Raw genomic sequence first — 12902 nt, 5'->3', positions numbered from 1 at the left:
GGCGGCATGCGAGCCTCCTGGACATCACGGAAGGTTGAGGTGCGCCCAGGCGATTTTGTCCGTCAAGAGCAGGACGCTATCGTCTTCGCGCTCAGGCGCGAACTGGTCAATCGATCCGGCAACGGCGCTTCACGTGAATTGGTGAGTCGCGCGTTCGACCGTCTGTGGTAAAGCTGCAGTTGACGAGCAATCGGCGGACCCAGTGAAGCGTCGGATTCTTCTCATAGATGAACCACGACGACGCCACGTCGCTGTATCGCTGATCGAATGAGCAGGTAATAGGCCTTCGGCACGTCCCGTGCTGCACGACCCCAGCGGCAGCTGACGTATCCCGGTTCGACACTGAAAACGCTCGACGAGCAAGCTGACCTGCCCTCACCGGCAGATCCAAAAAAAGCTCCAGGCTCGTGTCTCCGGAGTCGGGCTGTGCTGCGTCAAACGATGGCCCACTTCTCAGGCCGCATCGATCAGGCTGACATGCGCCGCGACGATGATCCATCCCGCGAATTCACCCGACGGATCGCCGATGCGCGCCCACGTCTGCATCTGACGGCCGACGAGCGGCGTAGCATCGCTCGTGAATCTGGTGCTCACGGTGGCGTAGTCCGTGCCGAAGGTCGTGACCACCGTGTGCTGCAATCGCCGTGAAGGCGGCACGGGCACACAGGACTCCCGCCAGCGGCGAATTTCATCGCCGCCATGCTGCATTTCGGCGATACCGTAGCGCACGGTTTCCGGCGCGTTCCAAAAGAGCTCGTTCATCGTTGCGACATCGTTGTCGACGAGCGCGCGCTCGTATGCGACGAATGCAAGTTCCACCTCGGCCACCGTATCAGGGCGATTCAGTTCGATCGTCATCGGTCAGGCCTCGAGGAGGTCCGCGAGCGTCGCGGTCCATCCGACGATGCCGCCTTGCGAGCGGATCATGTCGATGGTCGCGATCTTGAACGCTGGAATGTAGCTCGCGGTCGCGTCCTCGATCAGCACGCAATCAAAGCCGCGATCGTTGGCTTCCCGCATCGTCGTCTGTACGCAGACTTCGGTCGTCACGCCCGCGAACACTAAATGCGTGACGGCGCGTTGCGCCAGTTCTTGTGCGAGATGCGTCGCGTAGAACGCGCCCTTGCCCGGCTTGTCGACGACGATCTCGCCGGCGACGGGCGCGAGCTCATCGACGATCGCATTGCCCGGTTCGCCGCGCACGAGGATGCGGCCCATCGGGCCTACGTCACCGATGCGCGCGTGCGGTGCGCCGCGCCGCCGCTTCGCATCCGGACAATCCGACAGGTCCGGCGCATGCGACTCGCGCGTATGCACGACGAGCCAGCCGCGCGCGCGCGCGTGCGCGATGAGGCGCGCGACCGTGGGCACGATGGACGCGAGCAGCGACACGTCGTTGCCCAGCGCTTCGCCAAAGCCGCCAGGCTCGATGAAATCCCGCTGCATGTCGATGACGATCAACGCGGTGCGCCGGGCATCGAAGGTGAAGGCAGAAGGTTGTGCGCGGGTCAGGGTGGGCATCGTTCAGCCCTTGTAACGGCGCTCGGGCGCCGGAAAGCCGCACGATGTGCCGTCCTTTACGACGACCTCGTCTTCCCACGGCAACCGATATTCACCGCGCACCATGTCCTGCATGAAAGTGTAAGGGCAGTCTTGCGCGCCTTCCTTCACAGCCACGTATCCGCGATGCCCGAACTGGTAGATGTTGTTTTCCACGCCCCAGTGCACGCGCGCCTCACGTACGAGATCGGGGCGCATTTCACACGTGATGATCTCATCCGGACGATGACTGCCTTCGACCATCACGGTGCCATCGAAATCGCAGAACATGCCTTCGCCCATGGAATCGAAGGTGCCGTCGCTGCCGCACAGGCAGACGCTCGCCGTCTGCGCGAGATTCTGGAACGCGTTGGATTGGTTGGTGATTTTCCAGGCATGGCGAATGGGCGCCGTGTAACCGGCCGTGCGCACGATGATCTCCGCACCCTTGTAAGCGGCTTCGCGCGCCATTTCCGGGAACATGCCGTCGTGACAAATGATCAGCGACAGCTTCGCGCCCTTTGGCCCGACGCATACCGGTACGCCGACATTGCCCGGCTCCCACGGCTCGACCGGTACCCACGGATGCAGCTTGCGGTAGTAAAGCTGCATCTCGCCGTTGTCGTCGATGAGGATGCCGCTGTTATACGGATTGCCGCCCGGATTACGCTCCATGATCGAAAAGCATCCCCAGATGCGATGTTCGATGCACGCGGCCTTGAACGCCGCCACTTCGGGACCGTCGAGCGAACACATGATGGCATCGTCGGTGCGCATCGACAATCCGTGCAGCATGTATTCGGGGAACACGACCAGGTCCATCGCCGGATTATTGCGGCGCGCCTTGCCCACCAGTTCGACGATGCGCTGCGTCTGCGCGTCGAGTTCATCCGGTGTCGCGACATCGGGGTTCTGCAACTGCACGAGGCCGACCACGATGCCTTGTGGCGACTTGTTTAATCCGCCCAGACCACTCGAACTCATTCTTCTCGCTCCTTCATGCATGAACGGTGACGGGTTCCGTCGCATCGCTGTCGATGCTTTCGACGTGTCCCGCCATGTGCCTTCCCAACGCGACGCGATCCGCACCGCTCGCAGCCGTTTCGTGCACGAGCCGCCCTTCCGCGATCACTGCGATGCGATCGGCCAGCTCGAGCAGTTCATCGAGATCCTCGCTGACGAGCAACACCGCCGCGCCAGCATCGCGCGCGGCGAGAATGCGCGCATGGATGTCCGCGACCGAAGCGAAGTCGAGGCCGAACACCGGATTGGCGACGATCAGCACGTCCACCGCCTGTCCGAGTTCGCGCGCGAGCACCGCACGCTGCACATTGCCACCGGACAGTGTGCCGATGGCGCGCGCGGACACCGGCGGTCGGACGTTGAATTCAGCGATGAGTCGTTCGGCGCGCTCGCGCATCGCGCGGCGGTCGAGACGCCAGCCGTGGCGTTTCATCGGCGCGCGATCGAAGTCGCGCAGCGCCAGGTTCTCGGCGATGCTCATCTTTGCGACGCACGCGTTGCGCAGTGGTTCTTCGGGCAACGCGAACACGCGCAGACGCGTCATCTCCTCACGGGTGGCGCGATAGGGCTCGCCATGCATGCGCATTTCGCCGGCCTGCACGCGTCGCTGTCCGACGAGCGCTTCGATCAGTTCCTTCTGCCCATTGCCCGACACGCCCGCAATGCCGAGTATTTCGCCCGACCTGACCGTTAGCGATACGTCGCGCACCGCCGTGTGTCCGCGATCATCGACCACGCTGAGTTTCGACAATGCGAGGCGCACCGGGGCATCCGATGCACAGGATATGCGCGCGGGACGCGCGCCGGCGAGTTCAGGATCGTCGTCTGCGGCATTGCCGCCCATCATCCAGGCGGCGAGCTTGTCGCGGCTCGTGTGCGCCACCGCACTGGTGCCGACGAGTTGTCCCTTGCGCAGCACGGTGACGTCGTCGGCATAGGCCATGACTTCGCGGAACTTGTGCGTGATCATCAGCACAGTCAGTTCGCCCCGGATGGCGAACTCGCGCATCAAACCGAGTACTTCGTCGGCTTCCTGCGGCGTGAGCACGGATGTCGGTTCGTCGAGGATCAGAAAACGCTGCTGCAAATAAAGCTGTTTGAGAATCTCGAGCTTCTGCTTTTCGCCAGCCGCGAGCCCCGATACACGTGCACCGAGCGGCAGGCGGAACGGCATTGCGCGCATGAACGCATCGAGGGCGGCGCGCTCTTTCGGCCAGTCGATCTTCCAAGGCAGACGCCCGCGCGCGAGCAGCAGGTTTTCTTCGACGGACAGGCCCGCGGCCAGCGTGAAATGCTGATACACCATGCCGATACCGAGCGCCTGCGCGTCGCGCGGCGAAGCGATCTTCACCTGTCGCGTATCCGCGATGATCTCGCCCTCGTCGAGCACGCCGTAGCCGACAAGACCTTTCACAAGCGTGCTCTTCCCCGCGCCGTTCTCGCCGAGCAGGGCATGCACGGTGCCGGCGCGAACCTTGAGCGTTACGTCGTCGAGCGCGGTGAACGCGCCGTAGCGCTTGGTTGCACCCAGCACTTCCACACCCATTGCTCCGGTCGTCCTGCTCATGATCGGCTTCCGAGCGTCGCGAGCAGCGCCTTTGAATCCGATACGGTGCCGAACACGCCGCCCTGCATGAGCACCATGTCGAGCGCGGCGTCGTGATTGCTTCGGTCGGTCGCGCCGCAGCAGTCCGCGAGAATCGTGCATTCGAAGCCGCGGTCGTTGGCTTCGCGCATCGTCGTATGCACGCAGACATCGGTCGTGATGCCCGTCAGCACCAGATTGACGATGCCGCGCGTACGCAGAACCATTTCGAGGTCAGTCGCGCAGAACGAACCTTTGCCCGGCTTGTCGACGACGATCTCGCCTTCGATCGGCTTCAGTTCGTCGATGATCTCCCAGCCTGGCTCCCCGCGCACGAGGATCTTGCCGCACGGTCCGTCATCGCCAATACCAATGCCATCGGTCCCCGCGCGACGGCTACGCCAACGCTTGTTGGCGGGCAGATCCGACAGATCCGGACGATGTCCTTCGCGCGTATGGATGATCGTGAAACCGTGTTCGCGCATTAGCGTGAGAACGGTCCTGATCGGCGTGATCGGTGCGCGCGTGAGCGAAAGGTCGTAGCCCATCTTGTCGACGTAGCCGCCGATTCCGCAGAAATCCGTCTGCATGTCGATGATGACGAGCGCGGTGTTGTCCGCACGCAGATTGCCGTCGTAAGGCCACGGATAGGGACGTGCCTCGATGAAGCGGGTCATGGTTTTGCTCCGTGAATGAATCAGCGTGTGAGACTCAGCTCGCCAGGGGCGCCCGCGAGCGTGCGATCGGGGCGGCAGTTGACGATCATGATCGCGAGCGTCAGCACGTACGGGGCGGCGTTGAAGAGGTAGTAGCCGCTCGTTACGCCGATCGCCTGCAATGCAGGCCCGAGCGCCCCAGCCGCGCCGAAGATGAGCGCGGCCCACAGGCATCGCAACGGCTGCCAGCGCGCGAAGATGACGAGCGCGACCGCCATCAAGCCTTGTCCGCTCGACAAGCCTTCGTTCCAGCTTCCGGGGTACACGAGCGACAGATAAGCGCCGCCTACGCCTGCGAAAAAACCGCCGACGGTCGTCGCCAGAACGCGCACGCGTGTGATCGGATAACCCATCGCGCGAGCGCTTTCCGCGTTCTCGCCGACCAGACGCAGCGCCATGCCCCAGCGCGTATGACGCAAGCCGCATTGCAACGTGAACGCCAGCAGCACGCCGATGATGAACAACGGATTGATATGCAGCGCGTTATGCAGTTGCGGCGACGCTGCCCACGCGCCGAGATCGATCGACGGCAGCATCGGCGCCTGCGGCTCGATGAACGGCTTGCCGAGATAAAACGCGAGGCCGGTGCCGATCAGCATCAGCGCAATGCCGAACGCGATGTCCGACACGCGCGGCAGCGAGCACACGAGCCCGTGCAGACAGCCGAGCAGCAGCCCCGCGCATCCGGCAGCCAGCACGCCGAGCCACGCCGAGCCGCTCAAAAACGCGGCCGCGTAGCCTGTCATCGCGCCGCAGACGAGAATGCCTTCGAGACCGAGATTGACGCGGCCACCCTTCTCCGTCAGACATTCGCCGATGCTGACGAACAGATACGGCGTGCTAACGCGAATCGCGCCCGCGAATAGCGACAACAGCAGAACAGCGACGGGTGAATGTGCATCAAACATGAGTGCCCTCCAGCCGGACGGCTGAACGTGCGACCGACATCGCCTGCAACTTCACGCTCCATGCCGTGAGACGTCCGCCCATCGCTTCCCAGGCGAGCAGGTTGGCGAATAGCAGGCCTTGCAGCACGAGCGTCGTTGCATCGGGCAGACCCAGACGGCGTTGCAGCAGCGAACCGCTTGCCTCGATGCCGCCTACGAGCACCGCACAGAGAATGATCGCGAGCGGGTTTTGACGGGCCGCGAACGCGACCAGGATGCCCGCATAGCCATAGCCCGCCAGCAGCGATGCATTCGCGCTGCCCTGCACCGCCGCGACTTCGAACATGCCGGCAAGTCCCGCCGCTGCGCCGCCCAGTGCACAGGCAGCGATCGCGAGGCGATTCACCGGCAGGCCGACGAGTTTCGCCGCGTGATGGTTGCCGCCCGCGACGCGCATCGCGAACCCCTTCGTGCTGTGACGCACGAAGACCCACGCCGCGATGCACGCGAGCGCGCCCCAGAAAAGGCCCCAATGCACGTCGAGGCCCGGCAGCGAGCCGATCCCGAACGCATCGGGGACGGGCGGCGTCGAGGGCTTGTTGAGACTGGCAGGATCGCGTAACGGGCCTTCGACGAGATGCTTGAACAGGGCAATCGCGATGTACGACATCAACAAACTGCTGATGGTCTCGTTCACCCCGCGAAGTTGCCGCAGCGCGCCGACCGCGCCGATCCAGATGCCGCCCGCGAGCATGCCCGAGGCCGCCATCAACGGTGTGGCGATGAACCAGGGCATGGCGGCGGGAACAACTGTGGCCACCACGGCCGCCGCGAGTCCACCGAGCGCGAGCGCGCCTTCACCGCCGATCACGATGAGCCCAACCTGCGCGGGCAGCGCGACGCACAGCGCGGTGAGCATCAGCGGCGCGGCGCGCAATAGCGTGCTCTGCCACGCAAACGACGAACCGAACGCGCCCTGCGCGATCAGTAAAAGCGCGTCGCCGGCGGGCTGACCTTGCACGAGCAGAAAGAGCGAGAACAGCATCAGCGTGCCGATGAGCGCGCACAGCGTCGGCAGCACGGGCAGCGCGCCGAGCAACAGACGCGGTCCGGGATCGAACGGGCGCATGGCAACTCCTTTTGACAATCAGATCTGCCCGACCACACCCGCGACCAGATAGCTCATGCTTTCGAGCTTGATGTCTGTCTGCGCGTAGCTGGTGCCCGAAGCAATTGCGTTGCCACCCTTGTTGTCCTTCACGGGGCCCTTGAAGATCACGTAGTCGCCCGCGACCATCTTCGACTTGATGGCGTCGGCGTTGGCCTTCGCATCGGGCGTGACCTTCGCGCCATACGGCGACATCTTCACGAAGCCTTCCTTCAGACCACCTCGCAGGATATTTGGCTGCGGCTTGCCGCTTTGCGCATCGGTGACGAGTTGCGTGAACGGCGTCGCCCAGTCCCACTCCGCGCCGGTCAGATAACCTTTCGGTGCGAGCGCGGCCTGGCTCGCGTGATAACCGCAACTCATCGCGCCGCGCTTCTCCGCCGTTTCGATCACCACCTTCGGGCCATCGACGTGACAGGTCAGCACATCGCAGCCTTGATCGACGAGACTGTTCGCCGCTTCCGCTTCCTTGACCGGCATCGACCAGTCGCCGGTAAAGATTACGTGCGTCGTGATGGACGGATCGACGGATTGCGCGCCGAGCGTGAACGCGTTGATGTTGCGCAGCACCTGGGGAATCGGCTTGGCGGCGACAAAACCGAGCTTCCTGCTCTTGCTCGCATGCCCCGCGACGACGCCGTTCAGATACTGACATTCATCGATATAGCCGAAGTAGCTCGCGATGTTCGGCGGGTTGCCCTGCTTCCACAAACCGCCGCAATGCGCGAAGCGCACCTTCGGATACTTCGCGGCCATCTTTAGCACGTGCGGATCGAAGTAGCCGAACGAGGTCGCGAAGATCAGGGTCGCGCCGTCCTGCTCGATCATCGCTTCCATGCTCTTTTGCACGGCGACGGTCTCGGGCACGTTCTCTTCCTCGACAACCTTCACGCCTGGCATTTTCTTGATGATCGCCGCGGCCTGCGCTTGCGCCTGGTTATAGCCGTAGTCGCCCTTCGCGCCGACGTAGATCACGCCGACGGTGAGATTGCTCGCGCCGAAGGCCAGCTCGAACGGGAATGCGCTGCCGAGCGCAAGTGCGCTCGCGCCTTTGATGAACTCGCGGCGGTTGGTCATGAGGTGGCTTCCTGTGTGGGTTGATCGTGGGATGTCGATGCAAGGCTGTGTTGAAACCCGCGCCAGCCGAGGCGAGATGTAACGTCGCGCGCGCCGCTTTCCGGCGACAGCGGCAGGCGCGCAGAAGCGACGAACGCGCGCATCGGCATCTCGCATAGCTCGATTGCTATCGCGTGGCCCGATGCGTACGTGCGCACGACGCCTGGCTTGGGCGGCTGCGTGTCAGCGAGCGTGAAGAGCCGGTAACGCGGCGACGTAACGGTCGCTTCGACGAACCGCACGCCCGGCTGCTTTATCTGCCCTTCGAGTGGCATGCCGCTCAGACGCGCTCCGACGACGGCGAGCGTAAAGGTCGCGCTTCCGGCCGATGTCTCGCCGCGATGACCGCAAGCGTCGTCGCGATGACCCGCGACGAATCGAGTTCCCTAGGGCTGTACGCATCGGTTACTACACGACGGTGAACGGCAAGTCTGGATCGGTTGCTTTCATGAGTTCAATCTTGAATACAAGTTGGAACTCGCAACGCACTGTCTATGCCAGCAATAGAATTCGCTTTCCGAACAACGGGTTAGGCGAAACGCCGTTGTCCTGCGCTGGCCGGACCCGGTTCATCGGGGGTCGACTGCAAACGGAGATGGTGCGTGCAATCCCTCAAACGGTGCGCTGGCTACGCGCGAAATCAGCGCCCCGGGCCGCTTGTTATGTGAGCCATTGACGGGCCGTTCAAGCAGTAGCGCATCGCCTTGTTTTCACTGAGCGGATGGGCCTCGGTGAACACCCGTCCCCACCTTTTGTCGTCGCGAGGAGCGGCAGCAGCTCCTCGCACCCGTACAGCGCGGCTCGGCTATGACGCGCGCTACAAGGGGCTGCGTTTCGCCAGGTCAGCCAGCGCTTCGTGAAGCGTTATCGGTTCCTGGTCGAGATCGGCGCGGACGCTTGCGGCAATACTGACACATGATGTCGTATGAGATAGGTTCGCCGCCGGGTAATCGCTTCCTTACGGGAAAATCCCGAGCTGGATGCGGTCACGCGACGCTTGACGCCCGGCCTACCGGCTGGCTATCGTCACGCAGGAAAACGCTTTCTTTGATGGCCGCCTTCTACGCCGGCGGACGGTCGTATGATGTCGTTCGAATTTACCCATTAGAACCGGACAAACCGGAATGGAGACAAGCATGAAACAACGCCCCACCGCCCCCGCCTCTACCCGCCGCCGCACGCTTCTGAAGTTCGCCGGCGCGTCGGCAAGCGCCCCGCTCATCGGCAGCCTCGGCAGCCTGAGCGTGCTCGCCGGCTGCGGCGGCGGGCATCACGATTCGGGGTCCTCCAGCACGCCGGAAGACCCGATCTGGGGCCCGTCCGGCTCCGCGACGCAGATCATCAACGCGCTGAAAAACGTGTCGACGTCAATGGTGCCGAGCCGCCAGTTCCTCGTCACGGACTACGGCGCGAAGCCGTGCACCGTCGTCGCGGCGACGAGCCCGTACACCGATCCGTCCAAGTCGCCGGTCAGCACCGGCTCCGACCAGACGCAGGCGCCCGGCTCCTTCGACTCGCGCAGCGCGTTCCTTGCGGCCATCGCGGCATGCAGCGCGGCGGGCGGCGGGCGCGTGGTCGTGCCTGCGGGCAACTGGTATTGCGCCGGGCCGATCGTCTTGCAGTCCAACGTCGACTTCCATCTGAGCGCGAACTGCGAGATTTTTTTCAGCCCGAACCCGGCGGACTACGCGAAGGATGGCCCGATCGACTGCGGCGCGAACGGCAAGCTCTACTACAGCCGATGGCAGGCCAACGACTGCCTGAACTACGGCCCGCCGGTCTACGCGCGCAATCAGACGAACATCGCGGTCACCGGCGAAGGTGAAACGTCGGTTCTCAATGGCCAGGCCATGACGCCGTTCGCCGGAAGCGGCAACACCGCGACGTGCTGGTGGACATGGAAAGGCAACAGCGGCGCCTACGGCTATGCGGGCTCGTCGACGCCCTCTCAGGCTTTCGCGAATCCGAACAACGTCGATCTGCAAACGGCCGCGCCCGGCATTTCGGATGCGCTCTACGCTAAGCTCACCGACCCCGCCACGCCCTGGCAGCAGGACCAGAACTATCTGCCCGCGCTGTCGGAAGCGGGCGTGGCGATCGAGAAGCGAATCTTCGGCATCGGGCATTATCTGCGGCCGAGCATGGTGGAATTCATCGGTTGCACGAACGTTTTGATGCAGGGCTATCGCACCATCAACACGCCGTTCTGGCAGCATCATCCGACCGACTGCAAGAACGTCGTGATCAGCGGCGTGACGGTGGACAGCATTGGGCCGAACAACGACGGCTTCGATCCCGATGCGTGCGACATGGTGCTGTGCGACAGCGTGACGTTCAACACGGGCGACGATTGCATCGCGATCAAGTCGGGCAAGGACCTCGATACGCAATACGGCCCCGCGCAGAACCACGTCATCCAGAACTGCACGATGAACAGCGGCCACGGCGGCATCACGCTCGGCAGCGAAATGGGCGGCGGCGTGCAGAACATCTACGCGCGCAATCTCCAGATGCTGAACAAGTTCTGGGCGACGAACTCGCTCAACATCGCCATTCGCGTGAAGACGAACATGAATCGCGGCGGCTTCGTGAAGAACTTCTATGTCGACAACGTCACGTTGCCCAACGGCGTGAGTCTGTCGCCGTCGGGCTATGGCAGCAGTCTGCTCGCGGGCAGTCCGATCAACGCGACGGTGCCGCTCGGCGTGGTGACGGCGAGCGCGGCGAATCCATCGGCGGCGCAGGGCGGCATCATCACCTTCGACTGCGACTATCAGCCGTCGAAGGACGCGATCCGCACGCGGCCCGCGCTCGTGCAGAACGTTAATATCTCGAACGTGAAGGCGACTAACGTCACCCTGAACGGCGTCACGGCATCGTGCTTTCAGGCGATCGTCGCGCAAGGACCGGTCGCGTTCGACTACAACGGCCCCGCGCCGACGCCCGCCATTCCCGCGATTGCCGGCGTGACCATCACCAACTGCGATTTCGGCACGCCTGTCGCGGCCGGTCCGGCAACGGCGACAACGCCAGGACCGATCTACGCGTACAACGTGCATGACATCGTGCTCAACAACACGGTGATCGCAGGAAAGACGTTGAATCAGACCGTCACCGACGCGCGGTGAAGGCTCGCGCGTGAGGTTGCGTTGCCGAGCCGCGTCGGACGTGCATGGAAGGCCCCAGCCGGCAAAGCAAAAGGACCGCTCAAAGAGCGGTCCTGTGAGATTGTGTTGAGCCGTTCAGGCTCTCACGTAGCCGGTAGCTTCCAGTTGCCCTGCAAAACGCCGCGATTCACCGTATGGTGCGAACTAACCGGCGTCGCTGAACATGCGCCGGCTGGTTTCCTGGCGATGGGCGCGTCCTGCTACTTTGTCTGCCGCGCTGCGGAGATGATTGCAGCTGCGACCTCTTCAGGCTTCGACAGCATCGGCACGTGACTCGCGTCCACATTGACGACCGTAGCGCCGATGCGTTTCGCCATCTTCATCTGGAAGGCGGGACCGACGATATGGTCTTCCGTCGTCAGAACATACCAGGACGGCTTGTCATGCCATGCTGCGTGACCGATATTTTCGGCGAGACAGCCTGAAAACCACGGCTCCTGTGTCGCCGCGAGCAGACGCGCTCTGTCACGCTCACGGCGGACGGCGAACTGCTGCTGGGTTACGCGCGCGCCATCCTCGCGCTCAACCATGATGCGCAGGCACAACTGCTTCGCGGCCCCAGTGAGGGCGCGATCCGCGTCGGCCTTTCCGAAGACCTCGCCAACGTCAGATTCATGAATGTCATGCAGGCGTTTGCGGTGCGCTATCCGCGCACCGCGTTCAGCGTCAGGGTCGGCATCCCGGGCCAACTGCTGCAGGCGATGGATCAGGGCGAATTTGACCGGGTGATCGGCGGACGCTGCCACGATGCCCGCCTGGGACACGTACTGTGGCGCGAGCCGCTCGTGTGGGCCACGGCGACGTTGGCATCGCCTGCGCCTGGTATGCCGGTGCCGCTCGCACTGTTACCGGAACCGTGCCCGTATCGCGAGGCTGCGCTGGCCGCGCTCGCCCACGCAGGCCGCGACTATCGGATCGTGCTGGTGTGTCCCAGCGGCGCCGGGCTATGTGCCGCCGCGCAAGCAGGCTTTGCGGTGACGCCCATCACGCAGTCGCAACTCGTGCACGGCTTGCATGCGCTCGCGCCGGATGCCGGCCTGCCGGTACTGCCCGATGTCGAGTTCACGATGTTCGCACAGCCGGGCGCATCGGCCAGCGTAGCCGACGAGTTGGGCAACGCGATCATGCTGGCATTCGCGCACAAAGGATAAAGTCATCGGGCAGCGGCGCATCGGAGTCGTCCCAATGCGGATCTTGACCCTTCAGGCCCCCGAACCGGCGAGGCACCTTGGCTCGTTCATTCGAGACCAGCCGCTCGGTCGGGGCGCCGTTTGCTTTCGCGATGCTCGGCTTCTATACAACAGCAGCTGGGGTGCGCTGAATGCGATTTGCGCGACGATCTCGCCGACCGAGATGCGTGCGACCAGCGTGGCCTGGGCGCACGGCGCGTCGAAGGTCGGCGGGATGATCGGCCCGGCGATCGGCGGAGCGATGGTCACGCGCAGTGGCATTTCACCCCGCTCTTCCTGGTGGCGGCGGGGTTCGAACTGGTATCGGCGGCGGCGGTGTTGCTGCCGGTCACGCGCCGGCGGCCGGCGCCAGCGCCGGCACGGGCCTGACCTAGGGGGCGCGCCCAGCGGTCCCGGAAGCACCGCACGGGCGGATCCGCACCGTGCTTCCGACAAGCGACCACCGCTACCGCTAAAACACCGGCTGTTTTATTTCTTCCCGTCGATGACCGCAACCACTTCGTCGCGTGTG

11 protein-coding genes and 1 pseudogene are annotated in these 12902 nt (G+C 63.9%); 2 read left to right on the top strand and 10 right to left on the bottom strand.

The annotated features are described in order from the left end of the window. Nucleotides 1-453 precede the first annotated feature (453 nt). The 9 genes and pseudogenes from hpxZ to VGH68_RS15600 all read right to left on the bottom strand — a co-directional run. Nucleotides 454-858, bottom strand: coding sequence for an oxalurate catabolism protein HpxZ (hpxZ, locus tag VGH68_RS15640; protein ID WP_331604552.1), 405 nt, complete (start codon nucleotides 856-858; stop codon nucleotides 454-456). A 3-nt stretch (nucleotides 859-861) separates the two neighbouring features. Further along, the gene (locus VGH68_RS15635; RefSeq protein WP_331604551.1) at nucleotides 862-1521 is read right to left on the bottom strand and encodes an isochorismatase family cysteine hydrolase; all 660 of its coding nucleotides are present in this window, start codon (nucleotides 1519-1521) and stop codon (nucleotides 862-864) included. A 3-nt stretch (nucleotides 1522-1524) separates the two neighbouring features. Beyond that, complete coding sequence (locus VGH68_RS15630) at nucleotides 1525-2523, bottom strand: formamidase (RefSeq protein ID WP_331604550.1); 999 nt, start codon at nucleotides 2521-2523, stop codon at nucleotides 1525-1527. Between the two features lie 13 nt (nucleotides 2524-2536). Beyond that, nucleotides 2537-4129: an ABC transporter ATP-binding protein gene (locus tag VGH68_RS15625; RefSeq protein ID WP_331604549.1), complete on the bottom strand. Its 1593-nt coding sequence runs from the start codon at nucleotides 4127-4129 to the stop codon at nucleotides 2537-2539. Next, a complete protein-coding gene (locus VGH68_RS15620) occupies nucleotides 4126-4824 on the bottom strand; it encodes an isochorismatase family cysteine hydrolase (RefSeq protein WP_331604548.1) in 699 nt (232 codons plus the stop codon). Before VGH68_RS15620 ends, VGH68_RS15625 begins: the two co-directional genes overlap by 4 nt. Before the next feature lie 20 nt (nucleotides 4825-4844). Further along, on the bottom strand, nucleotides 4845-5771 hold the full coding sequence (locus tag VGH68_RS15615) for an ABC transporter permease (protein ID WP_331604546.1): 927 nt from the start codon (nucleotides 5769-5771) through the stop codon (nucleotides 4845-4847). Next, nucleotides 5764-6879: an ABC transporter permease gene (locus VGH68_RS15610; RefSeq protein WP_331604545.1), complete on the bottom strand. Its 1116-nt coding sequence runs from the start codon at nucleotides 6877-6879 to the stop codon at nucleotides 5764-5766. The genes VGH68_RS15615 and VGH68_RS15610 overlap by 8 nt, the downstream gene beginning before the upstream one ends. 18 nt (nucleotides 6880-6897) lie before the next feature. After that, entirely contained in the window at nucleotides 6898-7995 is a 1098-nt protein-coding gene (locus VGH68_RS15605; protein ID WP_331604544.1) for a BMP family ABC transporter substrate-binding protein, read from the bottom strand. After that, nucleotides 7992-8330: pseudogene (locus VGH68_RS15600) on the bottom strand (allophanate hydrolase-related protein); the annotation flags it as partial. The pseudogene VGH68_RS15600 and the gene VGH68_RS15605, both read right to left, overlap by 4 nt. Before the next feature lie 840 nt (nucleotides 8331-9170). Between VGH68_RS15600 and VGH68_RS15595 the strand changes: the two are divergent. Next, nucleotides 9171-11162: a glycoside hydrolase family 28 protein gene (locus tag VGH68_RS15595; protein WP_331604542.1), complete on the top strand. Its 1992-nt coding sequence runs from the start codon at nucleotides 9171-9173 to the stop codon at nucleotides 11160-11162. Between the two features lie 239 nt (nucleotides 11163-11401). Here the strand turns inward: VGH68_RS15595 and VGH68_RS15590 are convergent, their stop codons facing one another. Next, the gene (locus tag VGH68_RS15590) at nucleotides 11402-11731 is read right to left on the bottom strand and encodes an alpha/beta hydrolase (RefSeq protein WP_331604553.1); all 330 of its coding nucleotides are present in this window, start codon (nucleotides 11729-11731) and stop codon (nucleotides 11402-11404) included. Nucleotides 11732-11815: 84 nt separating this feature from the next. Here VGH68_RS15590 and VGH68_RS15585 point away from each other — a divergent pair, with 84 nt between their 5' ends. Continuing rightward, a complete protein-coding gene (locus VGH68_RS15585) occupies nucleotides 11816-12352 on the top strand; it encodes a LysR substrate-binding domain-containing protein (protein WP_331604541.1) in 537 nt (178 codons plus the stop codon). The last annotated feature ends 550 nt before the right edge of the window (nucleotides 12353-12902 follow it).

This window comes from Paraburkholderia sp., from assembly GCF_036488505.1.
Taxonomy (GTDB): Bacteria; Pseudomonadota; Gammaproteobacteria; order Burkholderiales; family Burkholderiaceae; genus Paraburkholderia.
Note: the sequence above shows the minus strand (reverse complement) of the source record. Positions and strands in the feature narration are given on the sequence as shown.

What these genes read in the sequence shown, in the direction of transcription:
- hpxZ (WP_331604552.1), bottom strand. Translation starts at nt 858, where the DNA reads ATGACGATCGAACTGAATCGCCCTGATACGGTGGCCGAGGTGGAACTT.
- VGH68_RS15635 (WP_331604551.1), bottom strand. Translation starts at nt 1,521, where the DNA reads ATGCCCACCCTGACCCGCGCACAACCTTCTGCCTTCACCTTCGATGCC.
- VGH68_RS15630 (WP_331604550.1), bottom strand. Translation starts at nt 2,523, where the DNA reads ATGAGTTCGAGTGGTCTGGGCGGATTAAACAAGTCGCCACAAGGCATC.
- VGH68_RS15625 (WP_331604549.1), bottom strand. Translation starts at nt 4,129, where the DNA reads ATGAGCAGGACGACCGGAGCAATGGGTGTGGAAGTGCTGGGTGCAACC.
- VGH68_RS15620 (WP_331604548.1), bottom strand. Translation starts at nt 4,824, where the DNA reads ATGACCCGCTTCATCGAGGCACGTCCCTATCCGTGGCCTTACGACGGC.
- VGH68_RS15615 (WP_331604546.1), bottom strand. Translation starts at nt 5,771, where the DNA reads ATGTTTGATGCACATTCACCCGTCGCTGTTCTGCTGTTGTCGCTATTC.
- VGH68_RS15610 (WP_331604545.1), bottom strand. Translation starts at nt 6,879, where the DNA reads ATGCGCCCGTTCGATCCCGGACCGCGTCTGTTGCTCGGCGCGCTGCCC.
- VGH68_RS15605 (WP_331604544.1), bottom strand. Translation starts at nt 7,995, where the DNA reads ATGACCAACCGCCGCGAGTTCATCAAAGGCGCGAGCGCACTTGCGCTC.
- VGH68_RS15595 (WP_331604542.1), top strand. Translation starts at nt 9,171, where the DNA reads ATGAAACAACGCCCCACCGCCCCCGCCTCTACCCGCCGCCGCACGCTT.
- VGH68_RS15590 (WP_331604553.1), bottom strand. Translation starts at nt 11,731, where the DNA reads ATGGTTGAGCGCGAGGATGGCGCGCGCGTAACCCAGCAGCAGTTCGCC.
- VGH68_RS15585 (WP_331604541.1), top strand. Translation starts at nt 11,816, where the DNA reads ATGAATGTCATGCAGGCGTTTGCGGTGCGCTATCCGCGCACCGCGTTC.